Annotated in this window: 17 protein-coding genes; 5 read left to right on the top strand and 12 right to left on the bottom strand. The window is 64.0% G+C overall.

Going from position 1 to position 18936, the window contains the following annotated elements:
- The first annotated feature begins 218 nt into the window (after window positions 1-218).
- The gene (locus NKH54_RS21920; RefSeq protein ID WP_023703734.1) at window positions 219-806 is read left to right on the top strand and encodes a hypothetical protein; all 588 of its coding nucleotides are present in this window, start codon (window positions 219-221) and stop codon (window positions 804-806) included.
- A gap of 358 nt (window positions 807-1164) precedes the next feature.
- Here NKH54_RS21920 and NKH54_RS21915 read toward each other — a convergent pair whose 3' ends face one another.
- Together NKH54_RS21915 and NKH54_RS21910 are read right to left on the bottom strand one after the other, a co-directional pair.
- A complete protein-coding gene (locus NKH54_RS21915) occupies window positions 1165-1419 on the bottom strand; it encodes a hypothetical protein (protein WP_196813590.1) in 255 nt (84 codons plus the stop codon).
- A 146-nt stretch (window positions 1420-1565) separates the two neighbouring features.
- Window positions 1566-2669, bottom strand: a complete 1104-nt coding sequence (locus NKH54_RS21910) for a LacI family DNA-binding transcriptional regulator (protein ID WP_031199367.1) — start codon at window positions 2667-2669, stop codon at window positions 1566-1568.
- A 580-nt stretch (window positions 2670-3249) separates the two neighbouring features.
- On the opposite strand from NKH54_RS21910, the gene NKH54_RS21905 reads away from it, so the two are divergent.
- The 3 genes from NKH54_RS21905 to NKH54_RS21895 all read left to right on the top strand — a co-directional run bounded on the left by NKH54_RS21905 (window position 3250) and on the right by NKH54_RS21895 (window position 6904).
- Entirely contained in the window at window positions 3250-4212 is a 963-nt protein-coding gene (locus NKH54_RS21905; protein ID WP_023672352.1) for a sugar-binding protein, read from the top strand.
- Between the two features lie 122 nt (window positions 4213-4334).
- Window positions 4335-5873 carry a sugar ABC transporter ATP-binding protein gene (locus NKH54_RS21900; protein WP_352510633.1) on the top strand — a complete coding sequence of 513 codons (1539 nt, stop codon included), beginning with the start codon at window positions 4335-4337 and terminating at the stop codon, window positions 5871-5873.
- Between the two features lie 44 nt (window positions 5874-5917).
- Window positions 5918-6904, top strand: coding sequence for an ABC transporter permease (locus NKH54_RS21895; RefSeq protein ID WP_023672350.1), 987 nt, complete (start codon window positions 5918-5920; stop codon window positions 6902-6904).
- Window positions 6905-6906: 2 nt separating this feature from the next.
- On the opposite strand, the gene phnN is transcribed toward NKH54_RS21895, so the two are convergent.
- The 9 genes from phnN to NKH54_RS21850 form a co-directional block, all read right to left on the bottom strand.
- Window positions 6907-7536, bottom strand: a complete 630-nt coding sequence (phnN, locus tag NKH54_RS21890; protein WP_023744939.1) for a phosphonate metabolism protein/1,5-bisphosphokinase (PRPP-forming) PhnN — start codon at window positions 7534-7536, stop codon at window positions 6907-6909.
- Window positions 7533-8687, bottom strand: coding sequence for an alpha-D-ribose 1-methylphosphonate 5-triphosphate diphosphatase (locus NKH54_RS21885; RefSeq protein WP_353028859.1), 1155 nt, complete (start codon window positions 8685-8687; stop codon window positions 7533-7535). The genes phnN and NKH54_RS21885 overlap by 4 nt, the downstream gene beginning before the upstream one ends.
- Window positions 8688-8721: 34 nt before the next feature.
- Window positions 8722-9429 (bottom strand): DUF1045 domain-containing protein, encoded by a 708-nt coding sequence (locus tag NKH54_RS21880; RefSeq protein WP_023703742.1) that lies wholly within the window; start codon window positions 9427-9429, stop codon window positions 8722-8724.
- A gap of 151 nt (window positions 9430-9580) precedes the next feature.
- A complete protein-coding gene (gene iolB / locus NKH54_RS21875; RefSeq protein WP_353028858.1) occupies window positions 9581-10393 on the bottom strand; it encodes a 5-deoxy-glucuronate isomerase in 813 nt (270 codons plus the stop codon).
- 145 nt (window positions 10394-10538) lie between these two features.
- Window positions 10539-10787 carry a hypothetical protein gene (locus NKH54_RS21870; protein ID WP_023823972.1) on the bottom strand — a complete coding sequence of 83 codons (249 nt, stop codon included), beginning with the start codon at window positions 10785-10787 and terminating at the stop codon, window positions 10539-10541.
- A gap of 9 nt (window positions 10788-10796) precedes the next feature.
- Complete coding sequence (gene iolE, locus NKH54_RS21865; protein WP_353028857.1) at window positions 10797-11714, bottom strand: myo-inosose-2 dehydratase; 918 nt, start codon at window positions 11712-11714, stop codon at window positions 10797-10799.
- A 145-nt stretch (window positions 11715-11859) separates the two neighbouring features.
- Window positions 11860-13710, bottom strand: coding sequence for a 3D-(3,5/4)-trihydroxycyclohexane-1,2-dione acylhydrolase (decyclizing) (gene iolD, locus NKH54_RS21860; RefSeq protein WP_352443579.1), 1851 nt, complete (start codon window positions 13708-13710; stop codon window positions 11860-11862).
- A 33-nt stretch (window positions 13711-13743) separates the two neighbouring features.
- Window positions 13744-15678 (bottom strand): bifunctional 5-dehydro-2-deoxygluconokinase/5-dehydro-2-deoxyphosphogluconate aldolase, encoded by a 1935-nt coding sequence (locus NKH54_RS21855; RefSeq protein ID WP_353028856.1) that lies wholly within the window; start codon window positions 15676-15678, stop codon window positions 13744-13746.
- 153 nt (window positions 15679-15831) lie between these two features.
- Window positions 15832-16677, bottom strand: coding sequence for a MurR/RpiR family transcriptional regulator (locus NKH54_RS21850; protein ID WP_352765594.1), 846 nt, complete (start codon window positions 16675-16677; stop codon window positions 15832-15834).
- A 315-nt stretch (window positions 16678-16992) separates the two neighbouring features.
- Here NKH54_RS21850 and NKH54_RS21845 point away from each other — a divergent pair, with 315 nt between their 5' ends.
- On the top strand, window positions 16993-18102 hold the full coding sequence (locus tag NKH54_RS21845) for a Gfo/Idh/MocA family protein (protein ID WP_352653231.1): 1110 nt from the start codon (window positions 16993-16995) through the stop codon (window positions 18100-18102).
- 12 nt (window positions 18103-18114) lie between these two features.
- On the opposite strand, the gene NKH54_RS21840 is transcribed toward NKH54_RS21845, so the two are convergent.
- A complete protein-coding gene (locus NKH54_RS21840) occupies window positions 18115-18813 on the bottom strand; it encodes a helix-turn-helix transcriptional regulator (RefSeq protein WP_023821754.1) in 699 nt (232 codons plus the stop codon).
- Between the last annotated feature and the right edge of the window lie 123 nt (window positions 18814-18936).

The raw sequence follows: 18936 nt of genomic DNA, 5'->3' as shown, positions 1-18936 counted from the left end.
CACTCGTCCTGCCTGTCTAAGGTTCCGAGTCTAACCGCAAATCCTCGATTTTTTCCGCCAATTCCAAAATATATATTCCGGTCGCCGCAAGAAGCCATAACAACGATTTCCAATACTACCTATTCTTGCAGAAACTAAAAACGCTACACTCGCGTAATCATATTGGTAACGGATGCTGTTCAACCTGCGTCCAGGCAACCAACACGGGGAGCGGCGTTATGGATTTCTTTAAAAGTTTAACAAAGGTCTTGGCCGGCGGCGCGGTTACCGTGGCTTTGTGCTTTCCGGCTGGCGCGGGCGGGCTCAGTGTGGGCATCGGCGGCAGCGGTGGGGTGGGTGTTTCGGTCGGCGGCAGTGGCGGCGGGCTTGGCGTCGGTGTCTCGGTCGGCGGGAGCAAGGGCGTCAATGCCGGAGCGACGGTCGGAGGCACCAGCGGCACCACCGCCAGTGTCGGCGCCTCGGTTGGCAGCGGCGTTACCGCCGGCGCCGGCGTATCGGTCGGCACGGGCGTCGGGGTCGGGGTCGGCGCAACCGTCGGCAGCAGTGTCGGGGTCGGCGCCGGGGTCGGGGTGGGCAGTGGAGTGACGGCCGGGGTCGGCGTCGGCATTGGCACACAGACAACGTCCACCAGCCCCAGGGATCCCAACACGCCGGCGGTGCCGACGCGACCGGCGGTGGTTGCCATCAGCGCCATGTCGGCCGGCCAGATCGCCAAGATGAAGAAACGCTGCGCCAGCGTGCTCAGCGGCAAGGGCACCTACGACCGGGACCTGAAGGAGCTCTGCCGGATATTGGCGCGGCGCTGAGTACCGCAACATCGCATGTGCCGTGGGGCATCAGTCTCTCAGCCAGCCCCAATGCCGCAAGGTGGCGGGCATTCTTAGGGAGAGAGCTTTGCCGAGCGGTTCAGCGTTTCGCGGAAAGGCGGAACCGGTCAGGCTGTGCGCTTTCATCGGCGGCATTCTGCATGGCTTGGTCACCGAGCCGAAGGAAGCGCGCCGCCCGGTTGCGGCCTTAATCTGACCTCTGCCGTCCGTCCGGTCACCCGTTTGGGCCGGCTCGAAGATTCGCATCTGGCCTTTTGTATCACCCGCTCTAGCTGCTTTGTGTTAGGCTCGTCATGTTAGCCTTGTCTTGCTGATGGAGGTTTTGATGGATCGGCGATCATTCTTGACAGCATTGTTCGGCGTTGCGGGGGCCGCGGCGCTTGCTACCGCGGTTCGGCCTCTCGAGGCCGTGGCCGGGGTTCCCAATATCGGTAACGGCATTCTCGATGAACTCGACAAGCAGGATGCCAATTCGTTTGATGACGACGAAGGCCCGGGCGATGTCGAGCAGATATCGCATCGGCGATGGCACCATCGTCGCCACCACAGGCGGCATGTCTGGAGACGGCACTGCCGCACGTTCTGGCGGCATGGCCGGTTACGCCGGCGCTGCTATCGCAGGCGCTCCTTCGTCGTCTTGCGGTTCTAACCGCGGCACGTTCCCGGATAGACCCTGCCCTGAGGCGCAAACACCAAACAGACCCATCCCGATTTGCATCGGGATGGGCTGGTTCAGCTTTATCCAGCCACAGCTGCCACCGAATCCCGCTGCACCAGCGGGCATTCCAGCTTGGTGATTGGATAGCGGCCGCGGCCGGGAGGCGCCGGCACTTCGAGCTGTTCGATCGCCCATTGGCCCATCGCCATGTGCGGCAGGATCGATGTCGTCAGCGGCGGGAACAGATGGCGGGCGATCTCCTCGTCGTCATAGCCGACGACGGAGATGTCCTGCGGGATGTGCAGGCCCGCCTCCTTCAGCGCTTCGTAGCAGCCGATGGCTGTGCGGTCGTTCTGGCAGAAGATGGCGGTCGGGCGCTCCTTCAGCGCCAAAAGCTTCACGGTCGCGGCATAGCCGGCGCTCGCCGACCAGTCGCCCTCGACCACCAGTTCGGGATCGAACGGGATGTCGGCGGTGGCGAGCGCTCTGCGGTAGCCTTTCAGCCGGTCCTGCGCGGCCTGCATCCACGGCTCGCCGGTGATGGTAGCGATGCGGCGGTGGCCGTGGCCGATCAGATGCCGGGTCGAGTTCTGGCCGCCGGCGATCTCGGACGGCACCACGGCCGGGAAGGCATAATCGGCCGTGTAGCAGTTGAGCAGGATGACCGGGATGTCGAGGCCGTAGAGGAAGTCCGGCGCCGTGATCTCGCGGGTGAAGATGGTCATGTAGATCAGCGCCGAGATGCCGCGCCTGGTGAGCGCCGCAATGGCGCGCGGCTCCATGACGGCGTCGCTCATCGTCTGCGCCACGAGCAACACATTGCCGGCGTTCCACGACGCCTGGCGCGCGCCCTCGATGGCGACAACGGCTTCCGGGCTTGTCGCCAGCTGGTCGACAGCGAAACCGATGACACCGTCAAGTCCATCGAAGGCGGGAACAGGTTTGCGCAGCGCCGAGAAGGCGGGTGCTGCGTAGCCGAGCGAGCGCGCGGCGTCGATCACCCGCTCGCGCGTCTGCTGCGACAGCCGGATGCCGGGCGAATCGTTGAGCACGAAAGAGACGGTCGCCTGCGAGCAACCGGCTGCCCTGGCAATGTCGGTCATGGTGACGCGGCCGCCCTTGGCAGCTCTCGCCGGCGCCTTGCGCCGCTTCGCCGTGTCGTCCGGATCCCTCGTCTCGCTCATGGCATTGCGTCCCAATCCCCAGCCTGTCTAGTCGCAAGCCTGCCACCCCGACAAGATGGTGTCGCGCCGTCGACCAATGGAAATAGTCGAAGGCGTTTATCTTTATTAGCAGCTTTGAAGTTCGCCGCCATGCCGCTTCGGGCCGCGTGAAATTCGAGGACTGCAAGGCATCTGCTTGCGCGAAGCCGTGCTGCACCTGTTCGGGCAAATTAGACCTAGGGCCACCGCCGAGTGTCCGCGCGAGACCTCTGCTAATAGTGTTTACTAATACAAAACGACGCTGTAACGTCAATCCGCCGTGCCCGGTCAGGTGGGACCCGTGCGGCGAGAAGTGCACGTGAATGGCCCGATGGTGAGCGGGGTTTGCCTCCGCAAGCCTGGTCTCGGACATGTGATATGTCAGACAAATCAGACTATTTACGAGCACGGGATGAGTCTCTAAAGTCCGTGATCGCGACCGACGACGCCATTCTTCAGCGCCGGGAACCCCTGAGGAGGAGGGCGTCCAAATCGCGAGCGGCAAGTCAGTGAATGCAAGATCGGTTCAGTCCGACGACTGAGCCAAAACGGGAGGTTGAACATGAAATCCTTGATACGACATGCATCCGTGGCCACCGCAGCCCTGCTGCTCGGCCTGACCGCGACAGCCATTGCGCGCGCCGACGACAAACCGACGCTGGCCTTCGTCGTCAACGGCGCTTCCGATTTCTGGAAGGCCGCCGAAGCCGGCGTCAAGAAGGCGCAGGCCGAATTGCCCGACTACAATCTCGAACTCAAATATCCCGAGCAGTCCTCGGTCGCCATCCAGCAGCGGCTGATGGACGATCTGGTGACCGCCGGCGTCAAGGGCATCATGGTCTCGGCCGTCGACCCCAAGACCTCGACCGACGGCCTGAACAAGATCGCGTCGGAAACGGCGCTGTTCACCACCGACTCCGATGCCCCGCAGACCAAGCGCGTCGCCTATATCGGCTCGTCCAATGTCGACGCCGGCAAGCAGGCGGCCGAGATCGCCAAGAAGGCGATGCCGGACGGCGGCAAATGCCTCGGCTTCGTCGGCCTGCTCGGCGCCGACAATGCCAAGGAGCGCATCCAGGGCATGAAGGACGGCCTCGCCGGCAGCAAGATCGAACTGGTGGACGTGCGCGGCGACGACATCGACCAGGCGCGCGCCAAGAAGAATGTCGAGGACGCGCTGGTCGCCAGCCCCGACATCACCTGCATGGTCGGCTTCTATTCCTACAACACGCCGCGCATCTATGAAGCGCTGCGCGACGCCGGCAAGCTCGGCTCGATCACCGTCGTCGGCTTCGATGACGATCCGATCACGCTGGGCGGCGTCAAGGAAGGCACCGTGGCGGCCACCGTCGTGCAGCAGCCCTTCGAATGGGCCTATCAGGGCATGAAGCTGATGGCCGCCTATCTCAAGGGCGACAAATCAGGCATTCCGGAAGGCGGCCTGATCATCATCCCGACCAAGATCATCGGTAAGGACGATGTCGACACCTATGCCGCCAATCTGAAGGCGATGTCCGGAAACTGAGACCACGAGCAGTTGCGCCGGCTCAGGGTTCGCCTTGAGCCGGCGATCGTGTTGACGGGTCGGCCAAGGCCCGTCAGTCTGTAGCCCACCGGCTGCTGGCAAGCCTGATCAAATATGGCGTGATGAATTATTCCGACCCATCTATCGTCGCAACCACCCCGTTCCTCGGCCTCGAGAACGTGCGCAAGACCTATCCGGGCGTGGTGGCGCTGGACGGCTTTTCCATGGAAGTCAGGCCGGGCGAGGTGATCGGCCTGGTCGGCGAAAACGGCGCCGGCAAGTCGACCTTGATGAAGATCCTCGGCGGCGTCACCAGGCCGGACAGCGGCGCCATCACCGTCGACGGCGTTGCGCATGACGGGCTCACCGTCGAAGGCAGCCTGGGGTCGGGCATCGCCTTCGTCCACCAGGAACTCAATCTGTTCGAAAACCTCGATGTTGCCGCCAATATCTTCTTCGGCCGCGAGCCGTTGCGCGGCGGGCCGCTGAGATTGGTCGACCGCGCCAAGCTGCGCGAAATGGTGGCGCCGCTGCTGAAGCGTGTCGGCGCCAACTTTTCCGCCGATACGCCGGTTGCCTCGCTGTCGCTTGCCCAGCAGCAGATGGTCGAGATCGCCAAGGCGCTGTCGATCAAGGCCCGGCTGGTCATCCTCGACGAGCCGACATCGAGCCTGCCGCTTGCCGAAACCGACAAGCTGCTCGACGTCATCAAGGCGCTGAAGGCCGATGGCATCAGCGTCATCTTCATTTCGCACCGGCTGCATGAGGTCGAGCGCGTCGCCGACCGCGTCGTGGTGCTGCGCGACGGCATGCTGGCCGGCACCTTGCCGAAGAGCGCCATCAACCACGACCAGATGGTCAAGCTGATGATCGGCCGCATGCTGAAGGAGCGCGAGAAGGCCTCCGAGGCGGCGCGGGCGCCGGGCGCCACGGCTCTCTCGGCCAAAGCCATCCGCACCCCCGCCTACCCTGCCCGGCCGGTCGACCTCGACATCAGGCGCGGTGAAATCCTCGGCCTTGCCGGTCTTGTCGGCTCCGGCCGCACCGAACTGGCGCGGGTGTTCTTCGGCATCGACAGCACGCTTGGCGGTGGGCTCGAACTCGACGGCAAGCCGCTTGTACTGGGTTCGGCGGCCGATGCGGTCGCGCATGGCATTTTCCTGGTTCCGGAAGACCGCAAGCTGACCGGCATTTTGCTTGACCTGTCGATCGCGCAGAACATCTCGCTGCCCAACCTGCCGGCGCATGCGAAGCGTCAACTGGTGTCGGCAAGCTCCGAGGCCGCCACCGCAGAGAAGCAGAAGACGAATCTCGGCATCAAAGCGCCGTCGGTGCAGACGCGAACCGGCACGCTGTCGGGCGGCAACCAGCAGAAGGTGGTGCTGGGCAAATGGCTGGCGATGAACCCGAAGGTGATGATCCTCGATGAGCCGACGCGCGGCATCGATATCGGCGCCAAGGCCGAGATTTACGGGCTGATGCGAGCCTTGGCCGATGCCGGCGTCGCCGTGCTGATGATCTCCAGCGACATGGAAGAGGTGATCGGCGTGTCCGACCGCATCGCCGTCATGCATGAGGGCCAGATCTCGGGCATTCTCGACAAGGAACAATTCAGCCAGGAAAACGTGCTGTTGCTGGCGGTCGGCAAGCCGGCAAACTAGCGGGCTTCAGGCGATTGCCGGTCCGGCGCATTGGGGAGAAGACGATGAGCAAAAAAGATCTCGGCCTGCTGATCCTGATCCTGGTGGTCGGCGCCGTGGTGACCGCCATCAACCCGCGCTTCCTTTTGCCGATCAACCTCGCCAACACCTCGAACCTGATCGGCCTGTTCGGGATCCTCGCCATCGGCCAGGCCTTCGTCATCATCACCGGCGGCATCGAATTGTCGGTGGGGTCGCTGGTGGCGCTGCTCGGCACGCTGTTCATCGATTTCATCGCTGTGCGCGACATGCCATGGCCGCTGGCGCTGCCGCTGATCCTGGTGCTGGGCGGCATCATCGGGCTGGCGCATGGCTGGCTGATCACAAGGCTGAAATTGCAGCCCTTCGTGGTGACGCTGTGCGGCCTTTTGATCTATCGCGGGGTCGCCCGTTTCTATACCGCCGACGGCACCGCCGGCTTCGCCTTCGGCCAGAATTTTCCCGAGCTCGAATTCCTCACCGCGGGCCGCAGCTATGGCGTGCCCAACAGTTTCATCGCACTGATCGTCATTTCGATCGTCATGTGGGTGGTGCTGCACCGCTCGGTGTTCGGACGCTACCTCTATGCCATCGGCAAGAACGAAGAGGCGGCTAAATATTCGGGCATCCGCACCGGCCGCGTCGTGATGGCCGCCTATGTCATCTGCGGCGTTCTGACGGCGCTGTCGGCGATCTATTTCGCGATGTACACGCGCTCGATCTCGCCGGCCAGCCACGGCCAGTTCTACGAACTCTACGCCATTGCCGCCGCCGTGCTCGGCGGCTTCTCGCTGCGCGGCGGCGAAGGCTCGCTGGTTGGCGTCATCCTGGGCACCGTGCTGCTGCAGGAGTTGCAGAACCTGGTCAATCTGCTCGGCATCCCGTCCTCGCTCAACTTCGCGGTGATGGGCGGCGTGATCCTGATCGGCGTGCTGGTCGACCAGCAATGGGGCGTGTTCCGCGCAAGGCGGCTGATGCTCGATGCCAGCCGCAAGACTGTCGCGGCCGAGTAGCGCTACATCACGCCGGAGATATCCGAGAAGGCCATCGCCTTGCGCAGCACCTCGGCGAAGCGTTCTCCGGCGGCTTCGCGCTGGCCGCCGTTGTCGATGGAGGTGACACCGGGTCCGGACAAAGCGACATTGGCGCTGCGGGCGAGCCGAGCCAGCACTTCGCCGCGCGATTCGCGGCCGCGCTGGGCGAGACGCTCGGCGAGGATTTCCGGCGAAGCGGTGATCTCGACGACAGCCAGATTGGCATAGCGCTCCCGCAGCACCGGGATGACTGCGCGCGAGACATTGGCCACGGCGACATGGCCATTGGCTATCGACCAGTCGACATCGGCCGGGATGCCATAGCGCAGGCCGTGCGCCTCCCAGGAAATGGCGAAAGCGCCGTCGGCCTGGGCCTCGGCAAAGGCGGCGTCGGCCAGCGTGTCGTGATCCTCGCTTGCGGCGTCGCTCGGCCTGGTGATGACCCGGCGGACGAACTCCAGCCTCGTCTCGTCGGCAAACAAGGTGCGGGCATAGCCGATTACCGTATCCTTGCCGGCGCCGCTCGGGCCGACGACGGCGACAAACACGCCGTTGCGGAGCGGAAAGGCCTCGCTGCTGAGTTCGCGCTCGATCGACGCCGAGACCATCAGGCGACCCGGCGCCCTTGGCGCCAGACGGTGCGCACGACCGGCACATGGTCGTCGACGCGCACACGCACCAGATCGGCGCGGCGGCCCTGTTCGATGACGCCGCGGTCGTCGAGGCCGATCGCCTCGGCCGGATTCTTCGACACCATCGCAACCGCCTGCGGCAGGGAAATGCCCTCGACGACGTCGCCGAGGAAGAAGGCCGACTGGATCAGGCTGAAGGGAATGTAGTCGGACGACAATATGTCGAGCAGGCCGTCGCCGGCCAGCGTGCGGGCCGAGACATTGCCCGAATGCGAGGAGCCGCGCATGACGTTGGGCGCGCCCATCAGTACGCCGAGCCCGGCATCCTTCGAGGCCTTGGCGGCTTCCAGCGTGGTCGGGAATTCCGCGACGCGCACGCCCTGCTCGATCGCCTCGTCGACATGGCCTGATGTGGCGTCGTCATGGCTCGCCAGCACAATGCCCCGCTCGTTGCAGGCGGCTGATATCGCCACCCGGTTCGGTCCCGAATTCTTCGCCGATTCCGACATCCGCTTTTCGCAGAACAATTGGAAGTCGCGATCGGTCAATTTCAGCTTGCGCTGATAGTAATGGGCGTAGGTCTCGAGATTGACGAACTGACGCTGTCCCGGCGCATGGTCCATCAGCGAGGCCAGCTTGACCCGCTCGTCGCCATCGAAATTGGCGAAAGCCCGCAAGCAATCCGGCGCCGAGACCTCGCAGCGCAGGTGCAGGAAATGGTCGGCCCGCAACCGGTCTTTCGCGACGCTGTCCTCGATCGCGCCGGCGAGCTTGCGGATGTCGTCGGAGGTAATATTCGCGTCCTCGTCCATGCCGACACGCAACGCGTCGAGGACGGTGGTGATGCCGGCGGTGGCCACCTGCGCGTCATGGGCAAGGACGGCGGCGATCGGGTTCCAGCGCACTTTCGGGCGCGGCGCATAGTGGCCTTCGAGATGGTCAGTGTGCAGCTCGACCAGGCCGGGAATGATGTAGTCGCCGCCCATGTCCTCGCCGCCCATGCTCCCGCCGGTGTGGCCGGTGCCGGCGTCGACGCCGGAGATAAAACCGTCGCGCAGCACGAGCGACCCTTCGACGATCTCGTCGGCAAGCACGATGCGGGCGTTGTGGAGAACAGTTTCGGCGGTCATTCAGGCAGTCCTTGCTTACTCGGACGAATTGCGGTCAGGCGGTTTTTCGGGCAGCGCGGCGGCCGAGCGCATGATGCGAAAGCACCATGAACGGAGCGCCCGGTTCGGTTTCGACGAACAGCGTCAGCGCATCCACCAGCACCGGCTGCTGCAGCACATCGGCGAACAGGCTGTCAATTGCCGCGCGCAGACGTTGGCTTTCCTGCGGCCCGGCCCGGCCGGACAGTGTCATGTGGAAGCGAAAGGTCTCAAACACATAGGGATAGCCCCACTGGCAGAGATTGCGGAACTCGGCCGGCTTCAGCGAATCCGGGCTGCGCCGCTCGATCTCGGCCTCGGTGAGCGGCGCGCGAAAACGGTCGAAGCTAAGCACGACATCATCGGCGAAACGGTTGAGCGGCGGCAGCGGGCCTTCCGGCAGCAAAGCGAAGAAACCATCGATCTGGCTGACGACCAGGCGCGGGATGGTGACCGTCGGCGTTGCTTCGGCAAAGGCGTCCAGCGCCGCGCGCAACGAGCTTTCGGTTTCGTTGGCGGCCAACCGGAAGGGCGCTTTCAGCGTCGCATGAAAACCGTAGCGCCGCGCCGATGCGGTGTGAAAGGCGACTTCGGCCGCCGACAGCTCGCCCACCGCCTCGACCGGCCTGGTGGCGGCGCCAAAGGGGTCGCGGCCCAGCCAGTTGGCGGCGATCCGCGCCAGCGGTTCGTCCTGCCTCGGGGTGAAATAAATGGCGTAGCGCATCGAAAATCCTCGTCAGCCCGCTGCCATAGGTGATTTCCATGACGGATTGACGAAGCTTATGCGGGTTTTCGAAGGCAAATCGACCCCATGGATCGTTAGCCGACGATTTTTTCCTGCTTGACCAACAGCTTCCGCCGCAAGTGAAGGCCGATCAGGCCTTCATCAGCCATTCGTGCTCGGGCGCGTTGTGGAACTTCCACGTCCGCTTCGGCCCGGCCATGACGTTGAGGTAATAGAGGTCGTAGCCGTGGCAGGCGGCGCAGGGGTGATAGCCCTTGGGCACCAGCACAACATCGCCGTCCTCGATCGCCATCGCCTCGTCCAGTTCGCGGGCGCCCGACTTGTCGGCGTCGGTGTAGACCCGCTGGAAGGCAAAGCCCTGCGGCGGGTTGAGGCGGTGGTAATAGGTTTCCTCAAGATAGGATTCGGCAGGCAGATTGTCCTGGTCGTGCTTGTGCGGCGGGTAGCTCGATGTGTGGCCGCCGGGCGTGATGACCTCGACCACCAGCAGCGAGTCGGCGGGCTTGCCCTCGGGCAATATGTTGGTGACGTAGCGCGTGTTGGTGCCTTTGCCCCGAGTCTCCTGGCCGAGGTCGTCGGGTGCGATGACGCGAACGGGCAAGCCGCCGCCCAGGCCCGGCGCCGAGCAGACCGCGAGTTCGAGATCGGTGTCGGCGGTGACCGACCAGTCCGAACCCTCCGGGATATAGACTGACCACGGCTTGCCCTCGAAGGGCGACATGCGCTCGCCGAGCAGGCCGAGTTCCCGGCCGCCGGCCTTTGCCATGCCCTTGCCGGTGACGAACACCAGGCAGACTTCGCGATCCTGCGTCTTGCCGGATGCGGTCTCGCCCGGCTTCAGCCGGTGCAGGTCGAAGCCGACATAGGTCCATCCGGCGCTGTTGGGCGTGACATGCGCGACGCGGCCATGGCCCTTGTCGGCTTTGACGAGCAGTTTCGACATGTTTTGTCTCCTATCGCAAGTCTTCGAGGTCGGCCTCTCAACTTCGTCATCCTAGGGCGAACCAGGAGCGAAGCTCCGTCGCGAAGTAGGCGATATGCCAGGTGTCGAGTGTCCGACCCGCAAGCTCTTCCGAGCCGCGGCCGCTTCATTCCTTCGGTTCGGCGTCCGCCTTCGCTTCGCCGGTCTTCGGTCGATCAGGCGCAGCCTTGCTCTCCTCCACCGGCTTGTAAAGATAGAAGAACTGCCACACCGCGTAGGCAGCAAAGCCGAGCGCGATGACACCCCAGAACGGCGTGCCGGAGGCGACTTCTATTCCCGCCCAGATCACGCAGACGGCGACGACGGCAACGCGCCGCCACAGCGGCCGGAAGAACGGGTGCTCGTAATCCTTCATCGGATCGCCTCAGGCATTGGGAAAGCCTTGCGTTTCCACCGTGTAGCCGGCCGCCGTCATCACCCGCATCAGCTCCTTGTAACCCACTTGGGCCATCTTCAGCGGCGGGTTCTTCTTCGGGTCCTGCTCGGCCTCGACGACGAACCAGCCTTCATAGCCATGGTCGGCGAAGCGCTGCACGATGGCGCCGAAATCGAGCGAACCGTCGCCAGGCACCGTGAAGGCACCGAGCGCCACGGCGTCGAGAAAGGACTGCTTCGTGCGGTCGAGCCCGTCGATCACGCCCATGCGCACATCCTTCACATGGACATGGCTGATGCGCTTGTGGTGGTTGTCGATGGCGCGCAGCACATCGCCACCGGCAAAGGCGAGATGCCCTGCATCGAGCAGCAACGGAATGCCTTCGCCGGAATGGCGCATGAAGGCATCGAGCTCCGGCTCGGTCTCGACCACCGCCGCCATGTGATGGTGATAGGACAGCGGCATGCCTTGCTCTGCGCACCATTCGCCGAACTCGGTGAGGCGCCTGGCATAGGCCTTCATTTCGTCGTTCGACAATTTCGGCTTGGTGGCGAGAGGCTTGGAGCGATCACCCTGGATCGAGCGGCCGACCTCGCCATAGACGATGCAAGGCGCATTCACCGCCCTGAACAGGTCGATCATCGGCTGGATGCGATCCCTGTTCTTGCCCATATCCTCATCGACCAGCGTGCCGGAGAACCAGCCGCCGCACAGCGTCACGTCGGCCTTTTTCAGGATCGGCAGCATGATTTCGGGGTCGTTTGGGAAACGCCGGCCCATTTCCATGCCGGTGAAGCCGGCAGAGCGCGACTGGCGCAGGCACTCTTCCAGCGAGACGTCGTCGCTGAGTTCGGCAAGATCATCGTTCCACCACGCAATGGGGGACATGCCCAGTTTGGCTTTCAAGTTTTAGCTCCGGTTTCTTGTTCACCCTCCCGTTGTGGGGAGGGTCGCTGCGAAGCAGCGGGGTGGGTGCGGCGCCAGACCCCCACCCGGACCTTCGGTCCGACCTCCCCACAAGGGGGAGGTAGGGGGCAGCGCTGACTTAGCATCAATCGCCAATAGTCTGCATCTGCCGCTTTTCGTCATAGGCCTTGCGGGCTGCGTTGACCTGCGGCCGTGCGGAGACTTCCGGCACCGCGACATCCCACCAATGGCCGCCGGCATCGGTGGAAATCAGCGGGTCGGTGTCGATGACCAGCACGGTGGTGCGGTCGTTGGTTTTCGACTTTTGCAGCGCGGTCTCCAGGCCGGTGATCGACGGCACCTTCTCGGCAATAGCGCCCATGCTGGCCGCATGCGCGGCGAAGTCGATGTCGGGCAGGATCTCGTGGCGCGCGTCCTTCAAGAGGTTGTTGAAGTTGGCGCCGCCGGTGGCCATCTGCAGCCGGTTGATGCAGCCATAACCCCTGTTGTCGAGCACCACGATGGTCAGCTTCAGGCCAAGCATCACCGACGTGGCGATTTCGGAATTCATCATGAGGTAAGAGCCGTCCCCGACCATGACGACTATCTCCTGGTCGGGCTTGGCCATCTTGGCGCCGAGCCCGCCGGCAATCTCGTAGCCCATGGTCGAGAAGCCATATTCGCCATGGTACGAGCCGGGCGCGCCTGCCTGCCAGAGCTTGTGCAACTCGCCCGGCAAACCGCCCGACGCATTCAGCAGCGTCACGCCTGAGCCCAGGGCGCGCTGCACGGCGCCGATCACCTGCGCGTCCGAAGGGAAGGCGGCGTTGGTCGACGCCGTCACCTTGCCGGCGTCAACCTGCCAGGCCTTCTTGCCGGCAGCCGAATTGTCCGTCCAAGTCGCCGGTGCTTTCCAGCTCCCCAGCGCCGCACCCAGTTCGACAAGCCCTTCGGCCGCATCGGCGACCAGCGGCAGCGCGCGGTGCTTGCCGGCGTCGAAAGGCTGGACGTTGAGCCCGATAATGGTCTTGCCGGAATTCTTGAACAGCGCCCACGAGCCGGTGGTGAAATCCTGCAGGCGCGTGCCTATGGCGAGCACGACATCGGCTTCCTCGGCCAGCCGGTTGGCGGCCGAGGTGCCGGTAACGCCGACCGCCGCCATGTTGAGCGGATGCGTGTCGGGCAGCGAGGACTTGCCGCCCTGCGTCTCGCAGACCGGAATGCCGGCGCTCTCGGCGAATTTCGCCAGTTCATCCGAAGCCTGCGAATACAGCACGCCGCCGCCGGCGATGATCAGCGGCTTCTTCGCGCCCTTCAGCGCCGCAACCGCAGCGGCAAGCTCGTTCCGGTCCGGACGCGGCCGGCGCTGGTGCCAGACGCGCTCGGCGAAAAAGCTCTCGGGATAGTCATAGGCCTCGGCCTGCACGTCCTGGCAGAGCGACAGCGTCACCGGGCCGCATTCCGCGGGATCGGTCAGCACCTGCATGGTCCGCGCCAATGCCGGGATGATCTGCTCGGGACGGGTGATGCGGTCGAAATAGCGCGACACCGGACGGAAGCAGTCATTGACCGTCGCGGTGCCGTCGGAAAAGTCCTCGGCCTGCTGCAGCACCGGATCGGGGATGCGGTTGGCGAAGACATCGCCCGGCAAAAACAGGACGGGCAACCTGTTTACGTGGGCGAGCGCCGCCGCCGTCACCATGTTGAGCGCACCGGGGCCGATCGAAGAGGTCGCGGCCATGAAGCGGCGGCGGAAATTGGCCTTGCCATAGGCGATCGCCGCATGCGCCATCGCCTGCTCATTGTGGGCGCGGAAGGTCGGCAATTCGTCGCGCAGCTGGTACAGCGCCTCGCCGATGCCGGCGACATTGCCGTGACCGAAGATCGCCCACACACCGCCGAAGATGGGCACTCTTCTGCCGTCGATCTCGGTCATCTGCTTGCTCAGAAAGCGGGTCAGCGCCTGCGCCATCGTCAGGCGGATTGTCTTGCTCATGGTGTTTTCCTCCGCAGTCCTCTTGCCGCGCCTTTATGCTGCTTTACGGCCACGCGCGGCAAGCCACGCTTCGGTCAACTGTTCGAAGCGCGCGGCCATGTCGGCGATAGCCTCGTCATCCGTCATCTTGCCGGCCAGCCATTGTTCCGCGGCGTGGACGAAGATGGTGCGGCCGACGGCAAAGCCCTTGACGATCGGCGCCTTGGCGGTGGCGGCAAAGGCCGCTTCCAGTTCGTCCTGCGGCGCTTCGAGACCCAGCAGCACGACGCCGCGGCACCACGGATCATGCTTCAGGATCACCGCTTCGATCTTGGCCCAGGCGCCGGCCGACGCCTGCGGTTCGAGCTTCCACCAGTCCGGCTTGATGCCAAGCGCATAGAGTTCTTCCAGGGCGCGCGGGATGGTCGTTTCGTCGAGCTTGCCGTGCTTGCCGGCGATGATCTCGACCAGAAGCTCCCGGCCGACCTTCCGCGCGGCTTCGAACAGCGAGCGCAGCTTCTGCTGCTGCTCTTCCTTGAGCGCTGCCGGATCGTCGGGGTGATAGAAGCACAGGCATTTGATGCAGTGGTCGACCGGCCATTCCACCAGTTGCGAGCCGATGTCCTGCGAGAACTCGAAGCGCAGCGGCCGCGAGCCCGGCAGTTCGACGGGACGGCCGAGCCAGGCAAAGGGGTGGCGGGCGAATTCGAACATCGCTTCGCGGCCATGCTTCTCGTCGATCAGCATGCCATAGCCGTCGCGGCCGGCGGCGACTTTCGCCGCAGCCTTGACCGCCAGCACCTTGAAATCGCGGATGCGCGCCGGATCGGCGCCGGTCTTTGCCGCGACGTCCTCAAGCTGCACACGGTGGTCGCAGGCGAGCGCCATCATCGAGGGGATATCGCGGCGGCGGGTCGTCGCCCAATGGATGTGGTTGATCGCCTCGTCCTTGCGCAACGCTAAGTGCTTGCTGCCGTTCTTGAGGAAGAACTGCAATTCCTCGAAGGTCGGATATTCCGGCGCGCAGAGCAGCCGCGACACGGCGAAGGCGCCGCAGGCATTGGCCCAGGTCGCCGCCGTTGCCAGGTTTTCGCCACCGAGCCAGCCGCGTAGAAAACCGGACATGAAGGCATCACCCGCGCCCAGCACATTGTAGATCTCGATCGGAAAGCCCTTGCCGACGATACCGTCTTCCAGATCGTCGCTGATCGGCCCGTCATAGACGATGCAACCCATGGCGCCGCGCTTCAAGACGATGGTCGCCGAGGACAGAGCGCGGATGGTCTTCAACGCACTCAGGCAATCGTCGGCGCCCGAGGCGATCATGATCTCTTCCTCGGTGCCGACGATGAGGTCGCAATCGGGCAGCACCGTCTTCAGCTGGGCCGAGACGCGGTCGGATTTGACATAGCGCTCAAAACCTTCGGCATGGCCGGCGAGGCCCCAGAGGTTGGGGCGGTAGTCGATGTCGAACACCACCTTGCCGCCCCTGGCCTTGATGATGCGGATCGCCTTGCGCTGGGCGGCGTCGCTGTTGGGTCGGGAAAAATGCGTGCCGGTAACGACGATGGAACGGGCCGAGGCGATGAAGGCTTCATCGATGTCTTCTTCGGCGAGCGCCATGTCGGCGCAGTCGCTGCGATAAAAGATCATCGGCGAGACGCCTTCGCTCTCGACCGAAAGCAGCACCAGAGCCGTCAGCCGTTCCTTGTCGGTCTTCAGCCCGTCGACATTGACGCCTTCGCGCCGCAGCTGCTCGCGGATGAAGCGGCCCATCTGCTCGTCGCCGACGCGGGTGAGCAGCGCCGAGCGCAGGCCTAGTCTCGCCGTGCCAACCGAGATGTTGGCCGGGCAGCCGCCGACCGATTTGGCAAAGGAGGTGATGTCCTCCAGCCGCGAGCCGATCTGCTGGCCGTAAAGGTCGACGGAAGCGCGACCGATGGTGATGACATCGAGCGTCGCCTGTTTGGCGTCCACGGCTTCGCTCATTGGAACCTCCCGTCGGTCTTGTTGTCTTGAGCAACGTAGTTGGGGGACACGCGCGAGCGGCAGCGTGGCGCCGGGAATATGAAATAATAATTCCAATCTATAGTCAATATGGAATGAGCATTCCTTCCGCGAATTCGAGCGCCGGGCGCCGGCCTAGGCTTTGCGCTTCTTGCCCGTGCTGCGCCGCTTCTCGCCGACGCCGACGGTGAGCGCCATGGCCAGCGCCATGGTGGCCGACAGCGAGCGGAAGCCGGCGAAATCGGCCTCGGCGACCTCGAACCAGACCTTGGCGAACTGGGCGAGTGGCGAAAACGAACTGTCGGTGATGGCGACGATCGGCACGCCCTGTTCGGAAATGGTGCGGGCTTCCTCGATGGTGGCCGGTGCGTAGGGCGAGAAGCTGATGGCGATGACGGCGTCCGCCGGGGTGGCGAAGGCGACCATCTCGGCATTGAGGCCGGCGGCGGATTCGATCAGCTGGTTGCGGATCTTCAGCTTGCCCAAGGCATAGGCAATGTAGCTCGCCACCGGGTAGGAGCGGCGCTTGGCCAGGACATAGATGGTCTCGGCCTTGGCCAGCAGCGAGATCGCGTCTTCCAGATGCGCCTCGTCCAGCGAGCGTGAGATGTCGTTGAGCGAAGTGCTGGCGGCGGCGACGAAGCCGTCGAAGATGGCTCGGTGTCCAGCACCCGCATCGGCCTTGGCGCGCAGCGCCTGCAGGCGTTCGTCATAAGAGGAATTGCGCTCGCGCAGCCGCTCGCGAAACACCTGCTGCAGGCTGGTGAAGCCGTCAAAGCCTAGTTGCTGGGCAAAGCGGATCAAGGTGGACGGCTGCACGCCCGCCGAAGCGGCGATGCTGGCGGCGGTGCCGAAGGCGATGTCATCGGGATTGTCGAGCGCATAGGCGGCGATCTGGGCGATGCGCTTGGGCAAGGTTTCACGGCGATCGAGGATCGTGGCGCGCAGCGTCTCGAAGTCGCGAGGTACCCGTTCGTCCATCGTCGCCCCGTCCAAGCTCACCTAAAGCGCGTCGCGGTGAACGGATTCGTGCGATGCGCTTTAAGTCTTTGTTTTGATGCATGCCGTTGTCCCAGAACCGCGGCACACTTCTGGGCGACATGCATTAGAGCATGATGCCGAAAAGAGTGCATCGGTTTCGGACGACATCATGCTCTCTTTAACTCAAGTGACGTCCTCTCTGCCCCATCATAGCGAGCCTGCGCAAGAAGGCCATAAAAAATGAGGCAGACATTCCATTCGGAGAATAAATGGACTAATTCATCCATCGATCGCTTCAGGTATTGGGAGAAAGAAATGGTCGGCGTTGGTCTTATCGGCACGGGTTTCATGGGCAAATGCCACGCCATTGCGTGGAGCGCCGTCGGCGCCGTCTTTCCCGATGTCGCCAAGCCGAAGCTGGTCCATCTCGGCGAGGTCAACGAGGAGCTGGCCAAGCGTAAGGCCGGCGAGTTCGGCTTCGCCAAGGCGTCGGGCGACTGGCGTGCCGTCGTCAACGACCCCGAGGTCGATATCGTCTCGCTGACCACGCCCAATCAGTTCCATCCGGAGATGGCCATCGCCGTCCTCGAAGCCGGCAAGCATCTGTGGTGCGAGAAGCCGATGGCGCCGAGCTTTGCCGAAGCAGCGGCGATGGCGGCCGCTGCCAGGAAATCCGGCAAGGTCGCAGCCCTTGGCTACAACTACATACAGAGCCCGGCCATTCGCCACATCGGTGCGCTGCTCGAGGAAAAGATCATCGGCGAGGTCAACCATCTGCGCATCGAGATGGACGAGGACTTCATGGCCGACCCGGAAGCGCTGTTCTTCTGGAAGCACGAGGCTGCTTCCGGCTATGGCGCGCTCGACGATTTCGCCGTGCATCCGCTGTCGCTGGTCTCGACACTGTTCGGCCGCGTCGCAAAAGTCATCTGCGACATGGCCAAGCCCTATGCCGACCGCAAGCTGGCCGGCGGCGGCCGCCGTGCGGTGGAGACCTACGACATCGCCAGCGTTTTGATGCATCTGGAAAACGGCATTGCCGGCACGCTGCTGGTCAACCGCTCGGCCTGGGGCCGCAAGGGCCGCATCGCCATACAGATTTTCGGCTCCAAAGGATCGATCCTGTTCGACCAGGAGCGGATGAACGAAATCCAGCTCTACGTCACCGCCGATCGCCCGACCGAACAGGGCTACCGCACCATATTGGTGGCGCCGCACCACAAGCCTTACGACGCCTTCCTCCCGGCGCCGGGCCATGGGCTCGGTTTCAACGACCTCAAGATCATCGAGTGCCACGAATTGCTGACGCGGCTTGCCGGCAAGCCGGCACGGGTCATCGAATTTGCCGAAGGGCTGGAGATCGAGCGCACCGTTCACGCGATGGCGAGGTCGTTCGAGGAGAAGCGCTGGGTGGATGTGCGGTAAGATCCGCTCGCTTCAGCCGCCAGCGACAGCGTTCGCCTCCCAGCCATTGACCCAGACCTGCCGCAGGCGATCGCCTTCGCCCTTGAAGCGCAGGCCGGTCGGCTGGCAAGCCTCGATGCGGTCGCTGCGGAAATTGCGGATGGCCTGGCGCAGTTCACACCAGGCGACGATGTTGGCGGTTTCTGAATAGTAGATCAGCGCGATTGGACGGATCAGCCGCTCGGAGGCGCGGCCGATTTCGTCGCGATAGGACAGGTCGAGCTTTTCCTCGTCGCGGATGGCGCGGCGCACAAGCGCCAGATCGATGGTGCCGATTGCCGGTGCAGCGAACCCCCAGACATGCAGTGCGTTGGCGTCGAACGCCTGGCGTAGTGGCGGCGGCACGGCGCCGGCGATCTTGGCGCTGACGCGCTTGGCCGCCTGCTTGAGTTCGCTGTCTCCCGTGCGCTCCAGCAGCGCCAGCGACAGGACGATCGCCTCCATCTCCTCGATTGAGAACATCAGCGGTGGCAGGTCGAAGCCGGGCCGCAATATATAGCCGATGCCACGCCCGCCTTCGATCGGCACGCGCATCGCCTGCAGTGCGGCGATGTCGCGATAGATCGAACGCACCGTGACTTCCAGCTGCCCGGCGATCATCGCCGCCGTCACCGGCTGCCGCGCCAGCCGCAGGATCTGGATGATCTCGAACAGGCGCGACGCCTTGCGCATTTCCTCTCCCTGATGAAACGCTACTGACACATCCCCGTCAGTTGGGGTGATTTATTGGACTGCCTATCAGCTTGAAAATCAACAAATTCCTTAACGGCACCCCAGCAGGAAGCGACAAGTAAC

Source organism: Mesorhizobium sp. M1004 (assembly GCF_040318795.1).
Lineage (GTDB): Bacteria > Pseudomonadota > Alphaproteobacteria > Rhizobiales > Rhizobiaceae > Mesorhizobium.
This window is presented reverse-complemented; position numbering and strand designations above follow the sequence as displayed.